Source organism: Rhodococcus sp. OS5 (assembly GCF_056837585.1).
Genome location: NZ_JBWWRK010000002.1, coordinates 457,006 through 483,133, shown reverse-complemented (window position 1 = coordinate 483,133; position 26,128 = coordinate 457,006). Strand labels below are relative to the sequence as shown.

29 protein-coding genes and 2 pseudogenes are annotated in these 26,128 nt (G+C 60.7%); 13 read left to right on the top strand and 18 right to left on the bottom strand.

All coding sequences use genetic code 11. The features are described from left to right. Positions 1–242 precede the first annotated feature (242 nt). Both ACVZUB_RS32345 and ACVZUB_RS32340 read right to left on the bottom strand, forming a co-directional pair. The gene (locus ACVZUB_RS32345; protein ID WP_076948859.1) at positions 243–1,082 is read right to left on the bottom strand and encodes a Fic/DOC family protein; all 840 of its coding nucleotides are present in this window, start codon (positions 1,080–1,082) and stop codon (positions 243–245) included. Continuing rightward, positions 1,079–1,300: an antitoxin VbhA family protein gene (locus ACVZUB_RS32340; protein ID WP_076948860.1), complete on the bottom strand. Its 222-nt coding sequence runs from the start codon at positions 1,298–1,300 to the stop codon at positions 1,079–1,081. The genes ACVZUB_RS32345 and ACVZUB_RS32340 overlap by 4 nt, the downstream gene beginning before the upstream one ends. A 2,271-nt stretch (positions 1,301–3,571) precedes the next feature. On the opposite strand from ACVZUB_RS32340, the gene ACVZUB_RS32335 reads away from it, so the two are divergent. The 10 genes from ACVZUB_RS32335 (at position 3,572) to ACVZUB_RS32290 (ending at position 15,261) form a co-directional block, all read left to right on the top strand. After that, positions 3,572–4,198 carry a hypothetical protein gene (locus ACVZUB_RS32335; protein WP_076948862.1) on the top strand — a complete coding sequence of 209 codons (627 nt, stop codon included), beginning with the start codon at positions 3,572–3,574 and terminating at the stop codon, positions 4,196–4,198. A 980-nt stretch (positions 4,199–5,178) separates the two neighbouring features. Beyond that, positions 5,179–6,531: a helix-turn-helix transcriptional regulator gene (locus ACVZUB_RS32330; RefSeq protein ID WP_482628633.1), complete on the top strand. Its 1,353-nt coding sequence runs from the start codon at positions 5,179–5,181 to the stop codon at positions 6,529–6,531. A gap of 809 nt (positions 6,532–7,340) precedes the next feature. Beyond that, positions 7,341–8,642, top strand: a complete 1,302-nt coding sequence (locus tag ACVZUB_RS32325) for an aromatic ring-hydroxylating oxygenase subunit alpha (RefSeq protein ID WP_076948864.1) — start codon at positions 7,341–7,343, stop codon at positions 8,640–8,642. A 14-nt stretch (positions 8,643–8,656) separates the two neighbouring features. Beyond that, a complete protein-coding gene (locus tag ACVZUB_RS32320) occupies positions 8,657–9,169 on the top strand; it encodes an aromatic-ring-hydroxylating dioxygenase subunit beta (protein WP_076948865.1) in 513 nt (170 codons plus the stop codon). A gap of 77 nt (positions 9,170–9,246) precedes the next feature. Further along, entirely contained in the window at positions 9,247–9,639 is a 393-nt protein-coding gene (locus ACVZUB_RS32315; RefSeq protein WP_081559503.1) for a carboxymuconolactone decarboxylase family protein, read from the top strand. After that, positions 9,629–10,180, top strand: a complete 552-nt coding sequence (locus ACVZUB_RS32310; RefSeq protein ID WP_076948867.1) for a hypothetical protein — start codon at positions 9,629–9,631, stop codon at positions 10,178–10,180. The genes ACVZUB_RS32315 and ACVZUB_RS32310 overlap by 11 nt, the downstream gene beginning before the upstream one ends. Before the next feature lie 195 nt (positions 10,181–10,375). Next, positions 10,376–11,377 carry a hypothetical protein gene (locus ACVZUB_RS32305; RefSeq protein WP_076948868.1) on the top strand — a complete coding sequence of 334 codons (1,002 nt, stop codon included), beginning with the start codon at positions 10,376–10,378 and terminating at the stop codon, positions 11,375–11,377. A gap of 242 nt (positions 11,378–11,619) precedes the next feature. After that, a complete protein-coding gene (locus ACVZUB_RS32300) occupies positions 11,620–12,021 on the top strand; it encodes a hypothetical protein (protein ID WP_482628632.1) in 402 nt (133 codons plus the stop codon). A gap of 149 nt (positions 12,022–12,170) precedes the next feature. Next, positions 12,171–13,367 (top strand): 3-deoxy-7-phosphoheptulonate synthase, encoded by a 1,197-nt coding sequence (locus ACVZUB_RS32295; protein WP_083745033.1) that lies wholly within the window; start codon positions 12,171–12,173, stop codon positions 13,365–13,367. A gap of 400 nt (positions 13,368–13,767) precedes the next feature. Beyond that, positions 13,768–15,261, top strand: coding sequence for an MFS transporter (locus ACVZUB_RS32290; RefSeq protein WP_143541233.1), 1,494 nt, complete (start codon positions 13,768–13,770; stop codon positions 15,259–15,261). 268 nt (positions 15,262–15,529) lie between these two features. Here the strand turns inward: ACVZUB_RS32290 and proC are convergent, their stop codons facing one another. The 13 genes from proC to ACVZUB_RS32225 all read right to left on the bottom strand — a co-directional run bounded on the left by proC (position 15,530) and on the right by ACVZUB_RS32225 (position 23,200). Then, positions 15,530–16,333, bottom strand: a complete 804-nt coding sequence (gene proC / locus ACVZUB_RS32285; RefSeq protein WP_076948871.1) for a pyrroline-5-carboxylate reductase — start codon at positions 16,331–16,333, stop codon at positions 15,530–15,532. Positions 16,334–16,616: 283 nt separating this feature from the next. Beyond that, on the bottom strand, positions 16,617–16,784 hold the full coding sequence (locus tag ACVZUB_RS32280; RefSeq protein ID WP_179090797.1) for a hypothetical protein: 168 nt from the start codon (positions 16,782–16,784) through the stop codon (positions 16,617–16,619). Further along, the gene (locus ACVZUB_RS32275; protein WP_076948872.1) at positions 16,784–17,029 is read right to left on the bottom strand and encodes a hypothetical protein; all 246 of its coding nucleotides are present in this window, start codon (positions 17,027–17,029) and stop codon (positions 16,784–16,786) included. Before ACVZUB_RS32275 ends, ACVZUB_RS32280 begins: the two co-directional genes overlap by 1 nt. Continuing rightward, positions 17,026–17,601, bottom strand: a complete 576-nt coding sequence (locus ACVZUB_RS32270) for a DnaB-like helicase N-terminal domain-containing protein (protein WP_482628631.1) — start codon at positions 17,599–17,601, stop codon at positions 17,026–17,028. Before ACVZUB_RS32270 ends, ACVZUB_RS32275 begins: the two co-directional genes overlap by 4 nt. A gap of 6 nt (positions 17,602–17,607) precedes the next feature. After that, entirely contained in the window at positions 17,608–17,928 is a 321-nt protein-coding gene (locus ACVZUB_RS32265; protein ID WP_482628630.1) for a hypothetical protein, read from the bottom strand. 32 nt (positions 17,929–17,960) lie between these two features. After that, entirely contained in the window at positions 17,961–18,158 is a 198-nt protein-coding gene (gene nrdH, locus ACVZUB_RS32260) for a glutaredoxin-like protein NrdH (protein WP_232330113.1), read from the bottom strand. Between the two features lie 599 nt (positions 18,159–18,757). Continuing rightward, the gene (locus ACVZUB_RS32255; protein ID WP_482628629.1) at positions 18,758–20,323 is read right to left on the bottom strand and encodes a ParB/RepB/Spo0J family partition protein; all 1,566 of its coding nucleotides are present in this window, start codon (positions 20,321–20,323) and stop codon (positions 18,758–18,760) included. Between the two features lie 86 nt (positions 20,324–20,409). Then, complete coding sequence (locus ACVZUB_RS32250) at positions 20,410–20,664, bottom strand: hypothetical protein (RefSeq protein ID WP_482628628.1); 255 nt, start codon at positions 20,662–20,664, stop codon at positions 20,410–20,412. Positions 20,665–20,733: 69 nt separating this feature from the next. After that, positions 20,734–20,943, bottom strand: a complete 210-nt coding sequence (locus tag ACVZUB_RS32245) for a hypothetical protein (RefSeq protein ID WP_482628627.1) — start codon at positions 20,941–20,943, stop codon at positions 20,734–20,736. Positions 20,944–20,975: 32 nt separating this feature from the next. Next, complete coding sequence (locus ACVZUB_RS32240) at positions 20,976–21,119, bottom strand: hypothetical protein (protein ID WP_482628626.1); 144 nt, start codon at positions 21,117–21,119, stop codon at positions 20,976–20,978. Positions 21,120–21,156: 37 nt separating this feature from the next. Then, on the bottom strand, positions 21,157–21,297 hold the full coding sequence (locus tag ACVZUB_RS32235; protein WP_317419522.1) for a hypothetical protein: 141 nt from the start codon (positions 21,295–21,297) through the stop codon (positions 21,157–21,159). A 770-nt stretch (positions 21,298–22,067) separates the two neighbouring features. Further along, on the bottom strand, positions 22,068–22,400 hold the full coding sequence (locus ACVZUB_RS32230; protein ID WP_287484043.1) for a hypothetical protein: 333 nt from the start codon (positions 22,398–22,400) through the stop codon (positions 22,068–22,070). Then, positions 22,397–23,200, bottom strand: a complete 804-nt coding sequence (locus ACVZUB_RS32225; RefSeq protein WP_482628625.1) for a hypothetical protein — start codon at positions 23,198–23,200, stop codon at positions 22,397–22,399. The genes ACVZUB_RS32230 and ACVZUB_RS32225 overlap by 4 nt, the downstream gene beginning before the upstream one ends. Between ACVZUB_RS32225 and ACVZUB_RS32220 the strand changes: the two genes are divergently transcribed. Continuing rightward, positions 23,167–23,373 carry a hypothetical protein gene (locus ACVZUB_RS32220; RefSeq protein WP_482628963.1) on the top strand — a complete coding sequence of 69 codons (207 nt, stop codon included), beginning with the start codon at positions 23,167–23,169 and terminating at the stop codon, positions 23,371–23,373. The two genes, ACVZUB_RS32225 and ACVZUB_RS32220, sit on opposite strands and share 34 nt — an antisense overlap. On the opposite strand, the pseudogene ACVZUB_RS32215 reads toward ACVZUB_RS32220, so the two are convergent. The 3 genes and pseudogenes from ACVZUB_RS32215 to ACVZUB_RS32205 all read right to left on the bottom strand — a co-directional run. Beyond that, positions 23,298–23,822: pseudogene (locus ACVZUB_RS32215) on the bottom strand (SOS response-associated peptidase); the annotation flags it as partial. The gene ACVZUB_RS32220 and the pseudogene ACVZUB_RS32215 sit on opposite strands and share 76 nt — an antisense overlap. 118 nt (positions 23,823–23,940) lie before the next feature. Further along, a complete protein-coding gene (locus ACVZUB_RS32210; RefSeq protein WP_482628624.1) occupies positions 23,941–24,441 on the bottom strand; it encodes an MTB12 C-terminal domain-containing protein in 501 nt (166 codons plus the stop codon). Between the two features lie 199 nt (positions 24,442–24,640). Then, positions 24,641–24,838 (bottom strand): annotated as a pseudogene (locus ACVZUB_RS32205) (SOS response-associated peptidase family protein); the annotation flags it as partial. A 166-nt stretch (positions 24,839–25,004) separates the two neighbouring features. Here ACVZUB_RS32205 and ACVZUB_RS32200 point away from each other — a divergent pair. Then, on the top strand, positions 25,005–25,385 hold the full coding sequence (locus ACVZUB_RS32200) for a hypothetical protein (protein WP_287484046.1): 381 nt from the start codon (positions 25,005–25,007) through the stop codon (positions 25,383–25,385). Positions 25,386–25,882: 497 nt separating this feature from the next. Then, a complete protein-coding gene (locus tag ACVZUB_RS32195) occupies positions 25,883–26,125 on the top strand; it encodes a hypothetical protein (protein ID WP_482628623.1) in 243 nt (80 codons plus the stop codon). The last annotated feature ends 3 nt before the right edge of the window (positions 26,126–26,128 follow it).

The following is a 26,128-nucleotide window of genomic DNA, read 5'->3' as shown; positions in this document are numbered from 1 at the left end:
GAATCTGTCCTACGGTGGGTTGATGGATCAGTCAACGCCGGTGACGCAGCCGTGTTCAGAAGTGATCTCGCCGGGCGTTCTGTGCGGTGGGGTGTGGGTATCGATGCCAACTGTGGTCGGTAGTCCACAGGGTTCGGGGAAGTGTGAGACGTGTGGGAGTACCCGGCGGACGCCGAACGTGCCGACAGTGTCGCATGTCGTCGATGCGGCTGACCTGCGCTGACTCCGCGCAACCGCGAGGGTCAGTCTCTGCCGAGGTCGTGTTCGCGTTTCGGTGTGGCCGGCCGTTTCGGTGTGGTGTCTTCGGGGGCCGCGCTGCGGGCACGGTGCGTGGGTGATGCGGGGAAGCTCATGCGGGCGCGGTTGGCGATGTCGCTGAGTTCGTTGGGGTTGTAGGGTTCGCGGTTTCCGCTGCGGAGGTGCTCGATCATCGCTTTGTGATGCTCGGCTACCTCGAGGTGGATGACGTTGCCTTGGGTGCTGGCGAGTGTGGGCGGTTCGGTGTTGTTGCGGTGTACGCCGGGGGCGAGGACGTCGCGGAGCGGTGTGTGGGTTGCTTCCATGGCGACGTAGCGGGCTGCTTGTACTGCGGAGGCGTGGACTTTCTGCCAGTCGATGGTCCAGCCGGAGGATTTGAGGAGTTCGTCGAAGAAGACTCGTTGTGTGCGGGAGTTGCCGTCTCGGAACGGGTGCAGGACGGTGGTTTCGCCCCAGTGGTATGCGAGTCGGTCGACGGCGCGGTCTTTCGGGAGTCCTTGGGGGAAGTTGTCTTTGGCGATTCCGCGGAAGATGAACGCTGCTTGGTTTTCGATGTGTTCGGGTCGGCAGTGTGGGAGGTTCATGCCGACGGCGCCGGTGTCGCGGGTGCGGAGGGTGCCGGCCCAGTCGTAGACGTCTTGCAGGATGAATTGGTGGATCTTTTTGAGGTGGTCGAAGTCGAAATTACCTGGGATGGGCTGTGTTTCGAGTTGCAGGATGCGTTGGTAGGCGGCTGCGCGTTCGACTACTGCGAGTTTCGCGGGGTCGGTGATGCCGTATCTGTTTTTGAGGACGCCGGGGGCGATCTCGTAGGGATCGTTCACTCGGGCTGTGTTGCCTCGTATTCGGCGAGTGCTGCGGCGACTGCGAGTTCGACGGCTTTGTCGCCGGTGATTTCTCCGCGTAGTTGCCGGCGGCCGATTTCGAGGTCGGTGGCGCTGGGTTCCATGCCGGCCATGCGGTGTCCGGCGGTGGCGGCGGCGATGGCTCGGTCGATCTGGGCTTCGGTCATGTGCGAGTGCGCGTTGCGTGCGGTGGTCACCGGCGCTCCTTCGTCGACTCGGGCGAGGGTGGCGGTGCGCAGGGGAGCTGCGCACCATTGACTATTCTACCTGATCACTGCCAGTTTCCTGGGGTCAACGGACCTGTGCGGAGGAGGAAAAGGGGTGTGGTTTGGGCGTTGGCAGTGCGTTTCTCTGTGGCGCGCCGAATTGGAAATTGGATGCCCAGGTTTGGCGGCACCCCATGCCAGCGGCGAGGTGCTCCCAGCTTGATCCATTGGTGGTGTAGTTACCAAGGCTCGTCGAGCGACGCTGGAATGAGGGTGCCGCCGGCATCTAGCTAACACGGAACCTTACTTCGGCCGCTGGACGAAAAACGCTGCCGTCCCGGCAGTAACTGCGGGCGGACTCACTGCGGCGGGTCGGTTGGGCCGTTTCTTGACGGCTGGGGCAGGCCCGGCTGCTCCGGTCAGACGATATACGTTTCGAACCCGCTCTCGGGAGAAATCTCGTTTGGAGAAACTCGATTCTGTGACAAGAGTCTTCCCGACCTTCAGTAGGCCATGATCGACAAGCTCCTTGGTTCCGCGAGCTCTGGTTGCGGGTGAAAGGCCAAAGCGCGCAGGGAATAACGCCGTTGACCACCAGACCGGCTTCCCGGGTCCTTCTTGGCTCGAAAGAACAGCCAACAGCACAGCTAGCGCAGGGGCCGACAACGTCTGAATATGTCCTCGAGTCCACAATCTAGAAGGCACTTTGAAGTAGAGATGCCGGTCTCTCTGATCACCAGATCGAACGTAGGCGGTGGACGGGAGCTCGTAGGCAGCTCCGGTACCGCTTTCTTCGAGAAGCTCGATGGTCGAGGGCTGCCCTGGATGGGGGGTCAGTTTGATGAGTTTTTCGCGCTCGAGGGTTTTCAGTGCATCCGAGATTCGTTTCGCGCCCCCCTTCTCGGGATCGTCAAGGCTCAGCAGCGTTGCCCACTTTCGAGATGAGATTTCGGTATCGAAGGGAGGCGACGAGCAACGCCAGATCAGAGCGAGGAAGAGTCGAATGGCGACGGCATTGCCGCGGCCCCTCGCCGCAACGAGACGTGACAGGGGTGTCTCGCCGTTGTTTTCCGAATCTCGGACGAACGAATTCCGCACGGGTATGTCCACTCGCCGATTCGATGTTTTGAGAATCTCCTTTGCGAGTTTTATAGACTCTTTGGAGACACTAACTGGCTGTTCAGCGCCCATTTTCCTCGTGCCCTGGCCGCCGCTCCCTACAGTGGCCTCCCCGGTCATATTCATGTCCTCCATACTTCACTCACCTAGCGGTGACTGACTTATCAACTAACGTGTACCTAATAATCTACAAGTCGTGGTTCGTTTAATCAACTGCGAGGCGGTTGTCCACCTTCCCCTGCTTGCAGTCTTCCAGGTTTTCTGCGACTTCAGAAGATCAAACACGTTTGCCAATCCGCCGACCGGCAGGACACATTGCCAACTCGTACGTATCAGGATTACAACATTTCTGCAGCTCATACCCAATATTCGAGCCTCCAACCGTCGCAGGATCAATCGGCAGCGACACTCGATCGTCGGACCGAAAGGGGTAACTCGGCCACTATTCGTCGTAGGTCGATCCACAGTTGCAAAGTTCAAATAGCCCCTGTACTGTTCTTCCCAGGCGCGAAAGCAAGTTATCCACTAGCCCGGAACCCGACTTCCAATCGGGGAGAAGGCGAGTGGCCAGGAACCCTCCCGGTTGCCAACCCTGAGGGGAATGCGGACGAACTTTCGCACCTACGTCCAAAGCATTAGATCCCCGGACCTGATGTGGAGGGAATGCGGACTCGGGCATCCAGTTCGTAGATCACATCCCCTCCGGACAAACCAGTAGGGCCTCGGCTGGACCCGAGGCCCTACTGGCGTTTGTCGTCATCATGCGGTGATGCAACTCGTTTTGGCAGCCCATCGGACGGCGTCGACGTGTGATCTGAAGGGCTGGGACCACGCTCGACCCATGCCCGACGTACGCGACTCTGACGAGCGCGACATGCTCCCAAGCCCTCATGACCCGCCTCATGCAAGAACACACCCTGCCTGGCCTGTCCCTATTTACGGAGAGGAGAACAGGTTGTTCCAGGTTTGGGACTACACCCCGTTTCGACGGACTCCGCTCTCCGCGCCAGGTGCTGCTCAGACGCCCCGCGGACTGTTACCGACCCCCACCACAGGTCAGACCCCGGATCTTCAACTGGTTGTCGGCACTTGTCTCTACATTCAGACCCGGTAACAGCCCGGATCAAGCGTCAGGAACAAACGATGACGTTCGTCAACGATGCTCCACCGCCACTGCCCGGCATGCCCCACGGCACTCCCGCGCGACCGGCGTTCCAGATGACGTTGATCGGGCAGCCCCACCCGGTACGTATCCCCGAACGTCTGTGGCGTTCGTGGCTCGACGATCCTGCCGTCGTTTCTCGCTTCGAGTCCAAACGCTTTCGACGCCGCCAGGAGCAGTGTTGGCCATGGATCGGCGGCGTGTCATCGACCGGGCACGGTTCCTTCCGAGCGGCGAGCCTGCCCGGGCCGTCGCGGCGTGGGACCGTGCCGGCGCATTTGTTCGCATACCAGCTCGAATACGGTGTCATATCGAGGTTGGGCTGGTCCAACACCGATGACGCGGTGCTGTGTCATCAATGCGACTTCGCAGGCTGCACCAATCCGGCACATATGCACTTGGGAACCAATCGCAGCAACCGCAGCGAATACGAGCTTCGGCGACGCAACATCGCCAGCCCACTCGCCGACGTCCGGGGACCTGCGGGTCGCACTCGCGCCATCGCTGCCGCGATCCGTATCGGGATCGAACAGAACTTGGACGTCGCCACGATCGGAGAGCGCATCGCTGCGGCCGAGGCTGCAGGACGTCCGCTCGCACTCTGGTAGCGATGCCGCCACTCGATACTGACGATGCACACTCGACGCGGACGTATTTCGCTGCAGTGCAGCACTTTTCATCGTTAGAGTGACATAATAACTCTTATCGGCAACGATTCTTATCGATTTCAGTGGACCCACTGCGTGTGAACGGAGCACTGGCATCATCGAGGTTGTGGCCGTTGGCGTAGCACCTTCCGATGGTGGCCAGCTTCAAGGGAACCGAAAGCGGCGTATGCCGCCACAAGCTGGGCAAGTAGATAAATTTCCCGCCATTCGCCGCAGTCGACACTGTCGGCCCGACATCAGGACATCCGGCGAATTTGAGCGGCAAACTTGCTCTACATGAAAATGACCTGGACATGCGGACGCTGTTCATCAATCGAAATAAACTGGATAGCGGCAAGGAAAGACCGTACAAAATCAGCGTGAGTGGCTCGAATTTACCCAATCTTTAAAATGCCCAATTTACCTGAACTTTAGTCTATTAGAGCAAGATAATTACTTTTGGCATGCGTCGTGACATCATTCCCATCTGTTAGCCTGACCTACCTACGCCTCTACGGCACCCTGACCAGCATGTTTCAATAAGAAGTCGAACGGTCCGTTTTGTGACCTCGGGCACTGAAACGGATTTCGTGATGCGCGCACTCTAAGGTTATGTATTAATGTTCCCAGCCGCTCCGGACCGGACGGTAGGCACACGGATTACCGTCCATCCATTCATAGTGCATTGAATCAGGGGGTTGATTCTTTTCGTGACCGGGGATTTGCAATTACATACGATGTCGACTAGTGGTAATGATCTTGCCCTGGTCCTGGGGCATGGGTTCACGGATACTACGACGCCCGACAAGCGCCGCCAATTCTATGTTGCGCGGGACGGTTCCAACAGATTGTGGCCCGCAATCCTGCTCGCGAGAAACGTATTGCGAACCCCGTTGCCTGAGCCTCTGGTCAGCGTACTGTGTGAGGATCTACTGTTCGAAATGGCCAAGTCGACGCAGTTGGGTGGTGCTCGCAACCCTTGTGTGGTTAGTGCGAATATCGTCGGGCTTCTGCATAACAACACTGCCCTCGTGCTTGAGCGGGCGATGGCGATTGTTGATGAGGTTCCAGCAGGCTGCCTGGACCTGGACGTATTGGTGGCCTGCACAGTAATTTCCAACCTGATGTGGGCGACGGGGTCTCTGAACAACAGCATTGAATGGGGACAGCGCGCGGTCATAATCGCAGAATCGGCTCCGCCGTCGCCTTGGACTCCGTATCCGCTGCTGTCGTATGCCTCCAAACTCGCAGACGACGGCCGGTTCGCGTTGGCGGAGAGCCTGCTGAGCCGGGTCGACAAGCTGGTGCGCGCCGACCATGAACCGTTCGCCGCGACCGCTTGCGCGGGAGTGATCTCGAGCCGGATTCGCTTGCAACAAGGGAGGTTCCAGGAAGCTGAGCGGGAGATAAACAATGCCCTTGTGCTGGCCGCGAGTTCCGGTAATCAATGGATCGAGCCGTTCGCCGCCGGAGTTGCGGCGCTGGTACGGTTGCGTGCCGGTGAGGTCGGTGCAGCCGCGAACCACGTTTGGCGCTCCCGCGCAGAAGCTGCCGAATTTGGCACGGTGTTCCCATCTATCAGATCCGACTGGAGCGAATTCCGGATCGCGTGCGCACAACTCGGCTTCGAACGGGCAAAAACCTTGGCCGCCACCCGGCTGCCCCTGCTGTTGACTTCCAGGCAGCTATTCATCGAAGAAGCCGGTGCAGCACCCTGGTTGGTGCAGTCCGCACTGGACCATGCGGATATTGCGCTAGCCACTGTGGTCTTGGATGCGGTCGAGGAGTTGGCTGCTCGAAATCCCGACTGGCACGCCATCCGTCACTCCGCCATTCACGCCAGGGCCTTGATCGGTCGCGATGAACTCAAACTTCGCGACGCCGCGAACTCCTATGCCGACCCGTGGGCTTCTGCACTGGCTCATGAACATCTGGGCCAGTTGCGGCAGAAGATGTACGGCGCCCAGCACCGGCTGACCGGAATCAGTATCACGACCGCGTCCCGGCGATACCGCGAGGCTGGGGCCGCCCAATATGCCGAGCTGATGCTGGGTCGGCACGAAGGAGTGTCGCCAGTGACGGTCGAATCACAATTTGCGGAGGAGTGGGCGGCCCTCACCGACGCACAGCGCACTATCTCGCTCTATGTGAGTCAGGGGATGACGAATGCCCAGATCGCACGGAAGCTGCAGTTGTCCACCCACACCGTCAACTACCACTTGCGAAAGGTGTTCGAAAAGTTCGGTATTTGCTCGCGGGTGGAACTAGCGCGAATCGCGGCCACGCAACTGTGATTCGTAGGGCGGCTACCACTCAACCGGGTAGGTAGTGGCAGCCCACGCATCGCGCTGCAAAGCTAAAGTCCGTCTGCAGCGGCATTGCCAGTAGGTGCCAGCTGATCCTCAATGCCTTCAAAGTTATTGTCGCAGAGCCTATAAGGGCGTGTCCGTACACACGTACTCGTGATCGACGAGGCGTATCTGATGTTCACGAACAACTGGAAGCTGTCTGCATATTGACGAATACGTTGACGAATATGTTGACGGATCAGGGCTCTCTGCTTCGGTGTTGCTGGTCGGGCAGTACCGTGTGGCGATCCATGGAACTGGCTGCCTGGAACAGCGAATTGCGTTGCGATACAGATTTTCTCGCCCCGTCTGAGAAGGTCATCTACGTCGTTCGTCGTTGAGCTCGCTGGCCGCGACGACCAGCTGTTCACCGATGTCGCCGCGAAGCACTTCATTGACAAACCTGCGCTCGCTCACCGAGGGCGTCGGAGACTGACTGACACCATGCCGAACACCGGCGACACCTCGCTCTATCAAATCCGTACCGCAACAAGGCCAGCCGGGATTTTTCAATGCCCATCATCGGAACCTTCAGCGCTGCGCAACCGTTTGACGCCCGAACTTCGTCGCTACCTGAATGAGTAGTGGTGGGCTTCCTCCCTCACCGGATACATTCGAAACCGACAGTGCGAGAAGAGGTGCTGTGGTGACGCCAGCCGATATTGCGGTCAGTGCGTCGCCCGAGTCTGCCCCTGGGGTTCAATGCCCGCTCTTGTGTCCGGAACCGTTCAGAAACTACAGCGAAAGAGGGAGCAGTGACGATTGAACTGCAGCGGGCGGTGGACGACCCAATCGTCATCGATGATTTAGAGATCCCCTCGTTCCGGGTGGATCACCGCGCCTACACCGACGACGCCGTGGCCGTGCGCGAGATCGCGAGGATCTTCGATCGCTGCTGGTTGTACGTCGGGCACGAATCGGAGGTGCCCGCGCCGGGTTCCTTCGTATCACGCGATGTCGGCGGGCGCCCGGTGGTCATGGCGCACGGGTCCGACGGGGTGATCCGGGTGTTTGCGAACGCCTGCACTCACCGCGGTGCTTTGATCTGTTCACAGCCGACCGGGCAGGCGAAGTCGTTCCGGTGCCCTTATCACGACTGGACGTTCTCCAATCGGGGTGAATTGACCGGGGTCCCAATGCCGGACGGGTACGGGCCGGGCTTCAAGAAGGCGGACTTCGGCCTGGCACAGCACCACAGTGACAGTTACCGCGGGTTTGTCTTCCTCACCTTCGATCCGGAACAGCCGCGCACCTTGACCGAGTACTTAGCGGGAGCCACGGAGTACCTCGATCTGATCGATGACCAGTCCGAGTCCGGGATGGAGGTGATCCAAGGCGCGCAACTGCACGGGGCTCAAGCGAACTGGAAGCTCCTGATGGAGAACAGCGTCGACTTGTATCACTTCAGTGCACTGCACAAACGCTACGTCGGTTACATGGAGTCGCTCGGGGGGAAGGCGCCACGACGACGAGGTGGTTTCGGTCGCGCGCTCGGCCTGGGTCATGGAGCCAACGAGATGCCGCCGGCCGCGGCCCGCCCACTCGCCTACTGGACGCCGATGTTCGGTGACAAGGTCCGGCCGAAAATCGAGGCTATCGCTGCACATTTCGTCGAGCGGTTCGGCACTGAACACGCCGAACGGATCACCAGTACCAATCGCGCTTTGCTGATTTTCCCGAACTTGATGATTATCGATGGGCAAGCGATCACGATTCGCAAGATCGACCCGGTCGGTGCCGACCGGATGTCTATTACATCGGTTGCATTGGCCCCCAAGGATGAGGATCCGGAGATTCGGGAACTCCGGAAGAGTTCTTATCTCACGTTCCTCGGCCCTGCCGGCTTCGCCACTCCCGACGACATCGAGATCGTCGAGTCGTGCCAGCGAGGCTATCTCAACCGCACGGTGCGCTACTCGGATCTGTCACGCGGTATGAACAAGGAGATTCCCGAGACGACCGATGAGCTTCCTGCTCGCGAATTCTGGCGGCAGTGGGACCGGATGATGCACGGCGACGACGGTCGCGTCGAGGTCGCTCACCAGGCCGAGTTGTAAGGGGCAAAACAGCAATGACCAACGAACTGACGGTCGACGATGCAGCCCAGGTGAGACTTTGGCACCAGGTGAGCCAGTTCATTTTCCGTGAGGCCCGACTGCTCGACGAGTGGCGCCTGACGGAGTGGTACGACGAGATGCTGACCGATGACATCCGCTACGTGGTGCCTGCTACAGATGTCCGTGGCGAGTCGGACGAAGCGCTCGGGCTCATCGACGACGATGCAGCCCGACTTCGTCAGCGGATCAAGCAAATCCTCGATGGCGAAGTGTGGTGCGAAAACCCTCGGTCGCGAACGAATCGCATTGTCAGCAACGTGGAAATTTTGGCTGATCAGGGCAGCTACCTCGAGGTTGCGGCGAATGTCGTCGCATACCGCTTCGGGCACCGGCGCTCCGACGTTTACGTCGGAAAATACCGGTTCGAACTCGTCCCTCGAGGCGGATCGTTCCGGATCCGGAAACGGGTCGTGGTGCTCGACCACGAGACATTGTACGAGCACGGCAAGCTCAGCATCGTCCTGTGATGAATCCGAAGGCAGCAGCCAATGTTGACAGCTTCCCAACCGCAGCCAACTTAGCCTCAATATGGAGGAGTTGATCGATGAATCAGCCATCTACCCGGCGTGATCGGGGTGAAGCCATCTTCAAGGAGGTCTTCGGCCGCGAACCGCGCCCAGTGTCTTCCCCGGACTTCACCCAGATCACCGTCGACCACTTGTTCGGTGAAATCTGGGCCCGCCCGCACCTGAGCTTGAAGGAACGCGAACTGATCGCACTAACCGCGGTCACGCTGGCGCGCACCGATTTCGAGCTGCGGGGCCACATCAGCGCCTCCCTGAACCTCGGGATGTCGCGGGAGAAGATCATCGAAGTCATCATTCAGCTCGCCTACTACGGCGGCTGGCCGGTCGCCCACAACGGACTTCGTGTCGCCCATGAGGTCTTCGCCGAGTTGGACAACGTCACCGGAAAGAACACAGACCATGACCGGTGAAACGACCCCGCTCGAGCCGGCAGAGAAGGTCGACCTGTGGCGTCAGCGATACTTCGAGGCCCAGGCCGCCGCGGAAGAGTTCGTTCTGGGAGAGCACGGCGAAGAAGGCCTCTCCGGATGGATCGAGGCGAATTCCCGCATCACCGCGGATTTGCTACGAGTCCAACGGCCCGATGGGGAATCGGCAGCCAATCACTTCATGAACCGGCTGCAACGTCAGCTGTTGCTGTACGACTCGGCAGTGTCCACCGAGGATCAGCCCTCGGGCAGCGTCCTGCGAAACGCCGACTGCGGGATCCTCCGGTACCGGAAAGAAGCTGCACGAGCCGGCGTCGCCCTGACATTCTCGTCACCGTGCCCGTACTGCCAGGAACTCAACACGGCCATCGCCACCCGCTACGTAGAACCGGACATTAAGGTGTCGTGCGAACAGTCAGGCGACGGGTGCACCTGGCGCACAGAGTCCCCTTCCGCACCAGCGGAGGACGCGGCTCCGGCCACCGCTCCGGACGAGCCAGTGATTGAACCGACGGGAGTCTAGCTTTCGCCAGTCCCTGCAGAAGGGAGTTAGCTAGCCGCCGAATCGGACATTTTTCGCGATTTTCCGAGCCCCGACCGAAACGCTTTCCGGGACTTCTCCTCGTACTCGTCTATCGGAGTTGATTAGACCATGCCGTTGTCGATAGTTGACAAAATTATCCGACTCTCCCTGATGTCCTTCCCACATCCTCTTGGTGTGGGACAATTTTACCCGGCACTTTCAACGTACAACGTCGAACAGCCATTCTCGCTTGGCGACTTTCGAGACGCAGTCAGTTATTACTTCGACGAGAATCCATTCTTTTCGAAGTGCTATCTGATCGAGCGACAATTCGAGAGTCCGGAAGAATTCCCGATCTCATCCTTCCAAGAGATCGTGTTCGACGAGTACCCAAATTACTACGACGGCTTCCTGTTGATGTCCGTCACCTACAAGTCGAACCCCGATATTCAGGGCATCTTTACAGTCTTTCCCATGTCGATGAACGACGGCTACAGGTGTTTCCGCTTCCATCAAGCGTTGATGGCCACGATGATGGCGGGCAAGGACCATTTCCGCATTGCAGAGTCGATAGCCGAAATTCAGTTGCAGACCGCTGACCTGGACCAATATCTCCCGGCGAGGAAGCCGTTCATTGATGATGATGAATGCTCGCGAATCATGCCCTGGAAGCTTCGAGAGACCGTCGAACCGGCCCGCAAGATCGGTGCACATCTCGACATGGTCAAAGCGGAATTTCTCAACCGCGCCAGTGAAAACCTTATGGTAATGAAGAACGCCTCGTATGCGTCGAGTCTCCTCTTCGGAAATCATCTCCTGTTCCTGTTCGTTCCGCACGAGGTCGTTTCTCGCTGCAGTGGAGATCAGATTCGCGACTACTACAAGGAGCTGGCAGTCGAAGCTGAGAAAGCAGTGGCACAGTTGGAAACCCCAGAGGACTTTGCAAGAGCAGGGGCGGCGTGGTTGCCAGGATTTGCTGCGTACCCCCGTCGATTCGGCGTCAACAACTACGGCGACGTCTCACAATATGACGGGTCGGACTCCGGTTCGGAAAGCGGAATCCTCGTGCAGTATCAGTGGCACATGCCATACATGATCTCGGGTGCAGCGGCCACCGAAGGGTCGGGAATGCACATGACCATCACCATCAAAGATAAGGCGTTCAATTTCCTAACAGAGCGGCGGCAGGAACGATGAAGCCGTCACATCGTCCTGTAAGTAAGAATCGCCTCTCGTAGCTGATGGACACGTTGCTCAAAGCGAGAACCCTCGTGCAGGGGTCGACGATGCTGACCGAGCGTGCACTGGGATCGTTTTAGGACGCTAACTCGAAATGCCCTCGACGGCAGCTGGTAATTCCGTCGCGTCCTTGTCGGAGTGTGAACAGATTCTGCGTGCAGGGTGAGCTGTGATGTCAATACCCTAAGTCGGGAGTAGCCATGAAGATGGTCAAATTTTTTGCCAGGATATACCTGCGGAAGACAGAACTTGAAGCATACAAAAAGTTCTACATGGCACTCCAAGGAGTGGACCGTCCACATCACGAATTTTACTACGAGGCGTTTAGGCTCGACCTGGTAGCGATCGGAAACATTATGCTGATCGCGGGAGATAAAGCCGATACTGAACAGTTCGAGGCTACCAAGTTGACCTGGGTGGTGGAGGAACTGGACGATGTGCGCGCATATTTGATCCAGGCTGGGGTCAAGATTATTAACGATGTCAAGGTGGTTCCTTCAGGACACAACATGCGGGCCATGCTTCCGGATGGAACAATCGCCGAATACGTCGAGCATAACGATGGCTTCAAGCGGATGATGGCTGGAAACGCCTACGACTGAAAACCCGGATCGATCACGCTAATCCCTTCGATGCGATGGTGATCGCCGACCCTTGGCGGTGCTTCAGTATTACTGCCCAGCCATCCATCCCGCGCACTCGCCGATAAGTCGCTGGTAGAGCCGAGCCGCCGTTGAATAGGACCCCACACATGACCACCGCAGCCAGCCTCGACTCGTGGCATCCCATTTTGGACGACCAGCGCACGATCAGCGTGAGCCCGCTGCGCTCGCCCGCCGAGGTCCGCCAAGTAAACCCGCTGACCAACGCGCTCGCAGACACTGTCCGCCTAGGTCGCAAGGCCACCGTCGACGCGCTGAATGGTGACCACGACCGTCTCATGGTGATCGTCGGCCCGTGCTCAGTTCACGACCCGGTGGCCGCGCTTGAGTACGCCCGCAAGCTCGCCGAGAAGGCCGCCGAGCTGGGCGATTGGCTGCACTTGGTGATGCGCGTGTATTTCGAGAAGCCCCGCACCACACTTGGTTGGAAGGGTCTGATCAACGACCCGCATCTGGACGGCTCGTTCGATGTGAACACCGGCCTCGGCCTCGGCCGCAAGGTTCTGGTCGAGATCACCGCGCTCGGTCTGCCCGTCGCGTGTGAATTCCTCGACCCGATCACCCCGCAATACATCGCTGACCTGGTCTCCTATGGCGCGATCGGGGCGCGGACAGCCGCCAGCCAGGTCCACCGGCAGCTCTCAAGTGGACTGTCGATGCCAGTCGGGATCAAGAACGGCATCGACGGTGACGTGCAGGTCGCGGTTGACGGTGTGCACGCCGCCGCCGCCAGCCACGTCTTCCCCGGCACCGACCTCGACGGCCGCTCCGCGCTGATTCGAACCTCCGGCAACCCCGACTGCCATGTCATCCTGCGCGGCGGCAGCAACGGCACCAACTATGACGAGGCCTCGGTCGCCGAGGCGAAGGCGCGCTTGGAAAAGTCGTCGCTGGCCCCGCGTGTCGTCGTCGACGCCAGCCACGGAAACAGCAACAAAGACCACAACCGGCAGGTTGACGTAGTCGACGACATCGCCACCCGCATCGCCGCGGGTGAGCGAGGGGTGGTCGGCCTGATGCTTGAGTCGTTCCTAGTCGCCGGTCGCCAGGACCTGACCCTCGGTAAGTCAGACAAGCTGGCCTACGGCCAATCGATCAGCGACGCCTGCATCGACTGGGCCACCACCGAAACCCAGCTCGATCGCCTCGCTGCGGCAGTCGAGGCTCGTCGCGGCCGACAACCGAAGAGCCCGCCTACCATTGCGGCTGCGCATTCGGATCCAACGCCGAAGCTCAGCGACAAAACTCATTCTGGCCGAAGTGTTGTTGATCGAACGTCGATCTAACCAAACTGATTTCATGGCAACGATATTCAGGGGCATACGCTCGATTGTGACGGTTAGGGCTCAGTGACGACAGCAGCCGTGCAGAATCCACCGGTCCCCCACACCTGGATGCTCGCCGGAGCCCCCAGGCAGGCCCTCACTCCGCCGGCCAGGAAGCTTGAATGAACACCACCGACACAGGGTTCGCAACGTAGTCCGGTAATGGCTACTGTCCTGCGGTAACTTATTGCCCAGCAGGATATTTGAGCGAACGGACGCGAACGATCAGTGAGCATGAAGCTCCTACAACCAACCTCGGAGCATTCGTGTCCGCGCAACAAATCTGCCCTGGTGCCGTCGATGCCACCGAGTCGCGCAGTCTTAGTCTGACCTTACGATGATCATCGAGTAAAGGAGAGTCGTGACCCAGGCTCGGGAAACACTAGGCGCCAAACTCAATGGAACACAACCACAGTCGAATGCGTCCCCGGGCGAACCCACTCACGAGTGGTTTCCTCGACGCCATCACATGTTGCCGGTGATCCTGGTCGCGATGTTCATGGCGCAGTTCGACCTATATATGGTCAATGTTGCATTGCCAGTCTTGCAGCACGATCTGAATGCGAGCGACGCGGCGCTGCAGTTGATCGTCAGCGGGTACGCATTTACCTACGCCGCCGGACTCATCACCGGTGGCCGGCTGGGCGACATCATCGGACACCGTCGAATGTTTGTCATTGGCATGGCAAGTTTCGGTGTCGCGTCGCTGCTGTGCGGTGTGAGCACTTCAGGGGCCATGCTCGTTTGGTTCCGTCTCCTACAGGGCGTGACTGCGGCTGCGATGATGCCACAGGTACTGGCGTTGATCACCTCGTCCTTCCCGCCAGCCGAGCGGCCGAAGGCGCTGTCCTGGTTCGGGTTCACAATCGGAGTAGGCGCGGTTACCGGGCAGGTCATCGGCGGGATGCTTCTACAAGCGAATATCGCCGGTCTTGGGTGGCGAGTCATTTTCTTCGTCAACGTCCCGATCGCGATCGTCACGGTGGCGCTCGCACTGCGGAGCTTGCCGCTACACGAGAGCAGTAGGCGCGCTCGACTCGACATTCCGGGTGCCGTGGGCGTGACCGCCAGTCTGGGGCTGCTGCTGTTCCCGCTGATCGTCGGTCGTTCGCAGGGCTGGCCGTGGTGGTCTTGGGCGATGCTGATCGGGTCGGTCCCGGTTATGGTTGCCGCCCTCGCGTGGGAGCAGCGGCTCCAGCACTCCGGCGGAACACCAATCTTGTCGCTTCAACTGTTCACCGAGAAGGCATTCAACCTCGGGTTGTTCCTCTCAGTCGTCTTGCTTTCTGCCTTCTTCAGCTTCATCTTCTGTGTGACCCTGGTTTTACAGGACGGGATCGGTCTGGACCCCTTACATGCCGGTTTGACGTTTGGGCCGCTTGGTATTGGCTTCGCTGCTGCATCCATCGTTGCCCGACCGTATGTACAGAAATACGGTGCACGTGCCATAGTCGTCGGCACCGTACTCGTCATCGTCGCATTCGCGACGGTGATCGTTCTCGCTAGTGCACGGTTGGAGAGTCTGACCGCCGTGGAGCTTGCGATTCCGATGATGTTTGTCGGAATCGGGAACGGGATTGCGGTCCCGACAGTGACTGGGCAGGTGCTCGCCCGGATCCGCCCGACTTACGCGGGCGCGGCTTCCGGTGTCCTCACCACCGTCCAGCAGTTCTCCAGCACGATCGGAATCGCTGGCATCGGTGGCGTGTTCTTCGCCGTACTCGGTTCCCGAGGGCAACCCGCCGACTACGTGTCTTCGCTGGTCGCCTCCAGTATCTGCAGCCTTGTGCTCGTCGCGGTCGCGGCGCTGCTTTCGCTGTGGTTGGTGCGGGTCACACGTTCTGCAACGGTCTGAGGGCATTCCGTTCGGCCGCCGCGCTCGGTTCGATGTGCGAGTAGTCCTGAACTCACCGTTACGTTCGCCGGTCGACGGCAGCAGCGCATCAGAGGTTCCTTCGGCGATAGTCTGCTGCAGATGGTCGATCTGAGTTCTTGCTTGACCGGCGGCCCGCACAGCCGGCAGTTGTCACTGCCGAGCTACTCGGGCGGCACACGGGCCCAAGAAGATCATGAACATAGGTCTGTCGTAAGACATGGTGTCACTCGACAACGGTACGGAAAATCTAGTTGTCATACTGTTTGCCCAGCTCAGTGGATCTATCGCGAGCGGCCTCGATCGCCGCAAATAGGGCGGCACGGACTCCGTGATTTTCCAACTCACGAATTGCGCTGATCGTCGTCCCTGCGGGCGAAGTGACCGCTTCCCGCAAAATGATCGGATGCTCTCCCGACTCGTCGAGCATCTTCGCTGATCCCACAGCCGACTGAATGATCAGCTTTTTGGCGACTCCTCGCGGCAGACCGAGCAGGATGCCGGCGTCGATCATAGCTTCGACGAGGTAGAAAAAGTACGCCGGCCCTGACCCGGAAAGCGCCGTGACGGCGTCGAGTTGTGGCTCGGCTAGCTCTATAACTTCGCCGACGTACTCGAACATCGTCTTGACGGTGGCCACATGTTCGGCGGTGGCGTGCTGGCCGACGGCAACAACGCTCATCGCCTCGCCGACCATCATCAGGGTGTTCGGCATGACCCGGACGACTGGCACGTCGCCAAGGCGTCGTTCAAACAGCGCTGTCGGCAGGCCGGCGCACACGGTCACCACCAGTTTGTGGGCTGCCATCCCGGCGCTCAACTCTTCGAGCATCGCGTCGATGTCTTGCGGTTTCACGGACACGACCAGCACGTCCGCTTGATCGACGGCTACCCACGTCTCGACGGATTTCACGCCGTACTCTTCGGTCAGCTGCAGCGCACGGTCGGCGCGACGCGCGGTAAACAGGAGCTCTTCGGGCTTGTGCCCACCGCGCAGTAGACCCGCTATAAGGGCCTCCCCGATCTTTCCCGCGCCCAGCACCGCTATCACCATTCCATCAAGCGTGTATGTCGCTTCGACGAGACGCGGATCGTTACACCCCTCAGGGGATTCGGAACCTGTTGTCTTACTTCCGATATCGAGATCTAGATCAGATGTGGTCATGTATGCCCTCTCGTCTGTTTCAGCTCCGCGCATCCAAGGTCCCGAAGCTATCTAGGTGTTGTGATGCTAGTTCGGCGAGTCCGCGGGCGATTGCTTCGCCTCCGGCGATCTCGCTGGTGAGGAGGCGATGAGTGTGCCGTGCGGGTCCGACAGGGATTGCAGTTTTGAGGGGTCAGAACAGGGCGTTTTGCGCGTCGTGGGCTGCTGTGTCGGTGCGTTTCTCGTAGGCGGCCGCGAGGGTTTGCGCTGTTGCCTGGCTGCATCCCATTTCGATGCCGATGTCTTCCCAGCTGGCTCCGTGGTCGTGCAGTTGCCAGGCGTCGTGTTCGTCGTCGTTCATCACTGGTGTTCACCTTTCGCTGAGGGCGTGTGGCGGAGTTTGCAGGCTGCGATGAAGTAGCGAAATGCCAACGCGATCAACCCTGTTCCGGCAAGTACCGCGAGGATGGGGCCGTCGGTGGTGCCGGTGATGGCGACGGTCAGGACGAATACTGCGAGCGCCAGGTAGAGGATCCCAAAGGCGATGTTGGCGATGAAATGTGTTGATCTGGCACGGTGTTTCGGCTGCGACTGGGTGTCGGTCATGGCCTGCCTTCGCGGATGGCTGCGAGGCGCTGGGAGGCTGCGCGGCGTTCGCGGCCGATGCTGAGCAGGTGTTCGAACAGTTGGTCTTCGGGGAGTTCTTCGGCGGCTTGGGCGAGGGATCGTGCTGCTTCGCGGAATCCGCGCCGGTAGGCCTGGGTGAGGACTGCTGCGATGTTGTGCTCGAGTTCGGCGGACGGGATGCCGATGGTGGTGATGTCGGTGAGTGCTTTGGTGAGTTGTTTCCCGAGGTGTCCGCTGGTGCGTCCTTCCTGCTGCAAGGTGGTGAAGACGTGGGCACTGTTGTGTGGTTTGCCGGAAGTGACTAGCTCCTCGATGGCGGTGAACAGTGCCGCGTTCACGGGTCGGTAGAAGTCTGCGCTGGTCAGGGCTGCGACGGCGCGTTTCGCGCTCTCGGCCGGCGCCCAGAGCAGCGAGCACAGGAGTTGAGCCTCGACGTCGAGGGCGGTGCTGTACTCGTCGATCTCACTGTCGTTGTCGGTGAGGTCGTCGAAGTCGGGGGCGGTGGCCAGTGAGAGTGTCACGTCGGGGTCCTTGCTGTCGCCGGTGGGCATGGGAGGTCAGGGTCGCGGTGAGGTGAGTTGCCGGTGGCTGCGCAGGATCTCGGCGGCCGCGCGGAGGTTGCGGGCAGCCTCGGCGAGGTGAGTGGCGATGTCCTGGTCATGGGCGACAACGTCTTCGCCGGTGTCCGCGTCAGGGGCGATGTAGAGGGTGTGTAGCTCTTCGCGTGCATCACTGATTCCGGCGAGGGAGTCGTCGAGGGCGGCGAGCATGGTGCGGAGTTTGCGGTCGACGGATTCGCTGTCTCGGCGGAGCTCGGCGTCGAGTGCGCGGTCGACGAAGTCTGCATCGGGGGTGAAGGTGAATGCTGCTGCGGTCATGGTGTCCTCGTTTCGCTGGTGAAAGTGTGTGGTCAGGCGGCCGGGGTGAGCTTGGAGATTTCGTCGGGACGGAATCCACTCCAGTGGTTTTCTCCTGCGACGACGACGGGGGCTTGCAGGTATCCGAGACTCATGACGTAATCGCGGGCCTGGACGTTTTCGGTGATGTCGATGACGTGGTATTCGATTCCCGCTTTGTCGAGTGCGCGGTACGTGGCATTGCATTGCACACATGCGGGCTAGGTGTATACGGTGATCGCCATTCCCCCTCGTCGGTCATTCTTTATTGATTTCATTCTATCGAACAATGCGATATAAACCAATACTTTCGCAGGTATTTCTTAGATTCATTTCCGCTTTAGCTAATGACATCTTCAATCATTTTTCGCATTCTTTCACTAATCTAAACCGTGATGTACACAGCTACCCTCATAGCGCACTACCTGCACTTTCTCCCCCTCCCCCGGCATGTGCCGATATTCTGGTCTCGACAGGAGTGGGTCAAGGTGAGTGTAGGAAAAAATATCGTAGCGCCGTTGTTCGAGCGTGCGAGTGGCGCGTGTGGATATTATTTCTGGAGCGGCCTTGATGCGCGAGTGTCGGGATAGAAGAATGTTCACACCGGGGCGGGTCGGCTCCTTTTCCTTGCGCTTTTATCGTGTGGTTAGGGTCCGGCTGCCGGGCGCTTTCTCGAGTGTCTGTGGTGGTGTCCGTATTCCGCCCTTCCGGTCCGCCGGTGGCTCTGACCGCCGGCCGGAGGTGGAAGGTGCGGGGCGGAAGGGCGGACGATCCCCAACCCTTTCGGGCCGGGGATCGCCGCAACATCGGGTTAGTCGATCGCTACCTCGTCGAATGTGAGCTGTCCGGTGATGATTTCCTCGACGGCGGCGAGGGTGTAGCCCTGTTCCATCAGGAAACTGAGGTACTGGTCGGCGTTCTTGGGCTTGGATCGCCATGCGTCCTTGACCATGCGGGACTCTTGCGCGGCGATCACCAGCGCGAGGAGCAGCACCTGAGCGCGAGCCTCGGACACCTTCGCCACTTGCTCGGCCAACTCTCGGCCGGGGTAGTAGCCCTTGAATCCGAGCAGCTCACCGAGTGATTCCGCTGCCTTGTATTCCGAGATCAGTCCGGGATCGCGGGCGAGGGTGGTCGCGACGTAGGTCGCTGCCGTTTTCGGTGGAGTCTTGCGGGCGAGCAAGGTTGTGCGCAGGAACTCGCGGCGGACGGTGGTCGCGGCCTCGGCCTGCTTGTTCAGCTCGCGGACTCGTCGGCGTTCCTGCTTGTCCTTCCCTTCCTGCTCGCGCACTGCCCGAGCTGCCTCGGCGGGGCCGTTTCCGCTGCCACCTGCGGCAGCGGGAACCGCGTCGATGATCGGACGCGGTTCAAGTCCTGCGCCTTCCTGGTCGATGCACCAGTATTCCGGGAGGTACTCGGGCCGGTAGTCGACGGTATTGGCGTGCCGTAGCCCTTCGTCGGGTACGGCGGAATCGTCGTCCTCGGTGTCCCAATCGACGTCGTCGTAATCGACGCGCTCGCCGGTCGCTTTGTCGAAAAACGCGTCGTTCAATCCCAGGAACACCGCCCAGAACTGCGGGGCTGCGTCGATCACCTCCGGGGTGACCTCGTCGCCGTCTGTGGTGACCAGGTCGGACGGGGACGGCACCTCCTCCCCGAAACTGATGTGATCGTGCGGAAGGATCGTAAATCCCTTCTCCTCGAACGGGGCTGCGGCGAGGGCGTATGCCTCCCGTTCTTCGCGCAACCCGCGTAGTCGCTCCGCTACGTGGTCGAAGTTGTAAGGCCGTGTGGTCAGGAGCTTTTCGACGGCTTCGGTATCACCGGCTTCCTCGAACTCGGCCACTACTGCCGCGTGTGCGAGGTCGAGCTGTCCGGCGTCGAGGGCGGCGCGGGCTGCCTCGGCTTTCCCTACCGCTGCCTGGGCTTTCACGTCCTTTTTGTCCATCGCGAGGGTCTTGGACACCTTCGTGATGGATGCGCCGAATTCGAGCATCTGCGCAACTCCTCGGGTGTGCTGAGCTGCCGTCAGCCCTTCGCGGTGCCGGTTGGCGGTGATCTGCTTGCCGATCCGGTCGACGGCTCGGGCCTTGTCGCTGCCTTCGGTGTCGGGGTAGATCACGACAGGGATGCTGGCCAGGCCGGTTTCGCGGGCGGCGAGGGTGCGGCGCTGGCCGTCGCGGACGACGATCGCGCCGTCTGCGGTCCGGACGGCGCTGATCGCTTCGAGTACTCCGTTTTCGCGGATGGATTCGACGAAGTCGGGGGTCCGCGCCAGATCGACGCTGTCGCGGACGTTCTCGCCGATGTCGAGGGCGTCGGGGTGCAGCTGCGCGACCTCGAGTGCTGCTGCGGGGGCGGTGTGTGTTGCGGTCACGGTGTTGCCTCTCGTAGACTTCGGGACACGACACCGGGCAGATATCAGCTGCCCGGTGTTGTGTTGTTTCCGTAGGGTTTTCGGTCTCAAGCGGTGGCCGGTTCCAAGATCACGTGATCGGCCGTGGGGTGGCGCTCTCGGCAGCTATCGGCCCGGGTGTGTGCGTCCATCAGGGCGGAGGCGTGGCCGTGGTAGTCGAGCGCGATGAGCAGCTCCACGAACACGTCGATTTCCGAACAGCAGTTGTGCTCGACGACGCTGGCGAGATACTCGGCTGTCTCGAACAACTTCGCCCAGGCATCTGCTTTCTCGCAGATGTTGTGCAGGTCGTAGCCGTACATCGTTTTCTCCTTCGGTCGGGCGGTTGTGGTCGGTCATGCTGCGCTTCCTTGCTCGAGGTTGGTGGGTGGTTAGTTGGTGGGGGTGGCGGCGGCGTCGATGTCCTCCTCGGTGTGTCCAGCGTCGCGAGCTGCGGCGCGGGCGGCTGCGAAGGCATCGACCAGGGCGGTGACGTCGACGAATCCTTCGCGGCTGCGGTCGAACATCGCTGCATCGAGCGCTGCGGTCGCCTCGACAACAGCGACGAGCGCGGGTGCGAGGGTGTCGGTTTGGGTGCTCATGTGGGGCTCCTTTGTGGTGGGTGGTGGGTCGCTCAACCGCAGATGCATTCCTCGTCGCCGGATCGTTGCGCGGTGCAGGCGTAGTCGCCGGGGTCCGGGTAGATGCACATCTGCGTGTCGTCTGTCATTGCAGGGCAGGAGGTTTGGCCGCAGTCGCAGTTCGTCTCGTTGCTCATCGTTTTTCCTTTGCTCGAGGTTGGTGGGTGGTTGTCGTTACTCGGCGTTGACGCACTGTGCGGCGTCGTTGTGCATGCGAGGGCAGGAGTAGTCACCGCACCCGCAAGTCAGTCCGGCGTAGTGGCTGGTTGCCGCGCTGTAGTCGCCGCCCTCGGTGTAGTCGTAGCCGTCGCTCATCGGTGACCTTTCGTTCGTGGCTGGGGACTAATCCCGTGCCCCGCCAATTTTTTTGCCCTTCTGGCATAGGAGAGTTGGACCGGCATGAGGGGGCCGAAGTGCAACTGGTGAGCGGAAGAGTTTTTCTGCGAGCTTGCGAGTGCGGGTTGAAAAAGTCTTTCGAGCCGAAGGCCGGAGCGAAGCGGAGTCAGCGGTTGCGCGCAGGTCGCCGCCGGTCAAGATCGGAAGGCCAGAAGGGAAAACAAATAGAACGCTTTTGCAGACGGAGCGAAGCGGAGTTCTCTTCGGGGGACACCGCAGGTGGCCGGGCCGCCGGGCAGGCGGATGCAGTAGCTGATCCGACCGGCCGGGCTGCGTAACGAGCAATCCTTTGATCCCTGTACGCAGGCTTGGCGCGGTTCTAGAGTGGATTCCGTCGGGCCACCTCTGGCGGTTCGGTACGGCATGTGGGTCTCCGCATCGCGAGCGGACGACGTTCGAAAACCCCCGATCCATCGGCTTCCCGGTCGGGGGTTTAAACAGTGAACGAGAGGGCAACACCCTCGTCGCGGCGGTGGAACTCGGACACACGGTCCGCCGCGCGGACCCGCCTACCGGGTGTCATTTCCCCCGGAGGTGGGTCACCTGAACTGCGCACCGTCAGACTGCAAGGGTTCGGTGCGCACGGCTCACCGACAGCGCGCTCACAGTCTCGCTTTTGTCGGTGAGCCCCAGGTCCTCGTGTCAGACCCGCTATTCCCAGCCGAAACACATGTGCACCCAGGAGATATTCACCCCGGCGCTTCGGTGACGGCGTCGGCGGTCACGAGCATGTCGATTTCGACGAGGTTGGTTCCGCCGGCATCGGTGACGCGCACGGTTACTCCGGCCAGCCATTGCCCATCGTGCATCCTTGCCCAAAATTTGAGAACGCCGTCGAGGTATCCGGACATGTAGAGCGCGGACGTTTTCACCCGCATGCTCACATGATCGGCGCGTGACGCTCCCCCGCGCCCGAGCGGGAGCGCGCGGCCGATGTCGACTTTCACTGCCCTCGGCTCGTCGAATGTCCTGATCACAGGGTGATCGGGCCAGCGTTCGGTCCAGTGGTCGGTATTGATCACTGCGCTGCCCGGAGTGGCAGTGTCGCTGCGCGGGTGCTGTCGTCGACGGTTGCCCAGCGGAGCTGTCCGCTCTCATCGCGGATCTCCAGGCTGCCTGTGCGTTGTTGGAATCCTTTGCCGGCGGCCGCGACGTCGAGCTGAACGCCTGTCACTCGCCCTCTTCCCGCTGATAATCCTGAGTATCTGGAGACGCGGGACGAGATCCGCAGATCCGGGCCGTCCCATTGCCCCTCAGTGACGATAAGCAGCGATCCCTTACTCCTCGCACGTGCAGCGACCGCTCGTCCTCGTGAGGGCGTTACAGCGCCACCAGAGAGTCCCAGGACAACGGCGTCGAAACCCTCCAGCAGAATTGCTGCACAGTCGATTCCGGCACCCTTTGGCTGAGGGACGAGGGCGAGCTTCGCTAAATCTCCGCCTTGCTCGTGGAAGGCGAGGAGTCCGAGTCCGGGCATTCCGATCACCGCCACGTGCCCGCCGGCTGCGGTGATGGTGGCGAGGAGTCCGATCAGGACTGACGCTGCGCCGTCGACGCTGACGACGGTTCCGCGTGCCAGCCCCCCGCGTGGGAGCAGATCACCGATCGGCTCCGGAACGGGAAGCATCCGGAGGGTCGATTGCGCGGTGGCCACGATCGGGGTCGGCTCGCGCTCGCCTACGGGCTTGAGCATCACCGACGGCGTAGCGGGTTCGGTGCCGTCGGAGCGGGCAGGGATCGAGGCCATCTTGCGGCGTAGCTGTTCGAGCTTTTCCGCCTTGGTCAGCACTGTTGTTGCTGATGAGTGGGGCTGTTGGTTCATCGTCGCCCCGCTTTCCTGGATCCGCGCGTACGTCCCGCACACCCAGGATACTCGAACACAAGTTCGATCAGAACCGTATCGAAAGAGGTCCAGATCGCTACTGTCGGGCCACGCGCTCGAGCAAGATCGGATCGTTGTTCCTCGGAGAGTTCACAGCGGTCGAGACTTCGTAGGGTTCGAGGTGCGGCTCCGGAACGGAGTTGATCATGGCCTGGACTTCACCTTTATCGGTGAGTGTCGGGTCGAGCCAGTGTTCCCAGAACGATTGGGGCAGAATCAGCGGGGATCTGTCGTGTATGTGTCCCGTGGCATCGCTGGCTGGCCGAGTCAAGACTGTGCAGGTCCATACCCATTTGTTCGGATCATCTTCGGGCAGTTCAGGATCGGGCCACAATTCGTACAGTCCGGCCATTGCAAGGATGTCATCCTCGCTGTGAAGGAAGTATGGAATCTTCGACCCTGCTTCACTTTTCATCCATTCGTAGTATCCTGTGGCCGGGATTATGGCACGCCGTTTGGATGCACTACTTCTGAATGACGGCTTCTCCGTGACGGTTTCACTGCGGGCGTTGATGAGTTTGGACGCCATCTTCCGATCCTTGGACCAGGCAGGCAACAGGCCCTTTTCCGGACTACCGAAACGCGCCCCTGCCAGGTCAATGAGGAACGCCGAATCGCCGGATGAGGATCGGCGACCGGTCACCGATCTGAAAAAAATTGGTTGCGCGTGCCGGCGATCCTTAGTCGCAGTTCTGTTCTGGGAGAACGGCCAGCCAGTCGCACACGTGGGTGCGAGATAGCTTCCACTCGTTGTCGGAACGCACGAAGGGGATCGGTCCCACTGGGTAAGGATCCATGCCTTCGACGCGCCCCTGCCCAGTCGCGTTGATCATGTCTGGGCCGACGGGTTCCGCGGTAGTGAAATGGATGTATTGGGGTGTGGGCAGCGCACCCCAAGCCCGCGCGATTCGCAAGGTCGTCTGGTCGCTGGGGCCCTCCAAGAGTCGTGCGCGGTCCTCCTCGCGTATCGAGTAGTTGGTGGTGGCGTTGTACAGGGCAGTCAATTGCTCGGCGGTAGGCACAAGATCGGTGATCGGCGGGGGCGGCGGGGCGAACTGTGTGGATTGGACGAAGACGGTCGGATCGTGCGATTCGGCGTCATCGCCGGGCGAGCAGGCACAGGCCGCGATTGCGATCGCGATAACAGCGCTGGCAACTGACGCGACTTTCCTCACCCTCATGATCTAGGTATCGCCCCAAGCCGACCCGACGTGACAAGCCCGTGCCACGCCCCCAGCCCACCCCATCGCTCAAGTTCAATCCGTAAGCGATCCACCATCCACCCCTTCCGAGAGCCGTTGCCATCAAAAGAGGTCTATGCCACTGCCTTCAACTCGAACCGCAACCAGGACGGCGCGTCGTCGCTTAGTCCGGTCAACACCCCCATTTGACGGTCCGGAGCTGGCGCTGTGGCTCGGCGTCGGGTTCCTCGTGTGGGGTTCGTTCGAGGATCACCCGGACAGGTTGGGTGGGTGCGACGTTGTAGGACGGGGGAAGTTCGTCGCCGACGGTCTGCATCGTGTCGAAAAACGACTGCAATTCCTTGCTTGAGCTTGTGCTTGCATAGCGCCCACACATGGCCTGACCTCCTCGTAATCGGTTCCCGTCCCATTGAACAGCGTGGGTCCGACGTCCGCGCCAAACGCCGTGTGATGATCTGTGCGAGTACGTCGTCGACTGTCGCGAAAGGAGAAGTGCGATCACCAGTCCTCGGCCGGCGCCTGCCGATGTCGCATTGGCGATCGTGGCCGCAACAGTCCTCGGTGTCACCGTCGGGGTTCTTCTGGCCGACGTGGTGGCCGGTGTCGCGGTCGGGGCCGGTACCGCGGTGGTCCTGACGCTGCACCGGTTTCACCACCCGCCTTACCGGGCACCCCACCCTGACGGCGGAACGCTGCCCAGGCAACGAGTCGCCGAACAGGGCCCTTCCCGGCAAGCACCAACCGGCAACGGCCCGCGCGCATCCCACACAACGCGAGCCAACGGGATACGCCCGATTCGCCGGCTGCCGTCACCAGCAGCCGGCGAATCGCCCGCGAAAGAGTCTCCGATCGCCACCGGTCACACATCGCTGACCGAAAACTCCGCACCCAGGTTCCCTGCGACCACTTCGTCCCGCGGATAATCAGCAACTGCGATTGGATACCATCATCGGGCGCAGCACACACCGCGCACAGGTTGCACCCGGAGCGAGTCCATCGCCACCATCGCCCGGACCCGCGGTCTGCAAAAGACTGCCCGCCTCACCTGCCAGGGTCAGGCGCGCACGGCCCGCCGACGACAGTTCACCACCGACGTCGGCGGGCCACTCCGACCGTGAACACCGCACACGCCGCGGCCCGCTCGCGCAAGACGCAACCGAAAACCGCACGCAAACCGCAACTTCCGTCGCCGGTTCCATCGCCGCCATCCTTCTCCGCACCCCGGAACCCCGAACACTGCGCCCGGTAGCTTGTTGATAGCCACAGGCGGGTGATGTTACCGTCAATCTCGATTGTTGATCATGCACGCACTTCCTCAGGTCGGGGCCGAGTGGAGCACCTCAACCGATGCCAGAACACCCATCTTCGGCACCGCGCCACGTGGCAGGTCCCTCCCCGCATTGCTCTGGCGGAGGTTTCCGTGCTCAATAGATTCCGGCGGGATGCAGCCGTCCTCGCCGCCTACCTCTCCCTATTCGAGACCGACGACACCGAGTACACACAACACTGCCCCTACGTCGGCATCACCGGTGAGAGCCGGGCCCGCACGCACGCCGCCTACCAGCAAGCCTGCCGATGGATCGCCGCCACCGCGTGCACCGACGACGACATCGCCGCCCTCGCCCGCATGCGCCGCCGCTACGGCTTCCCCACCGAACCCTGACCC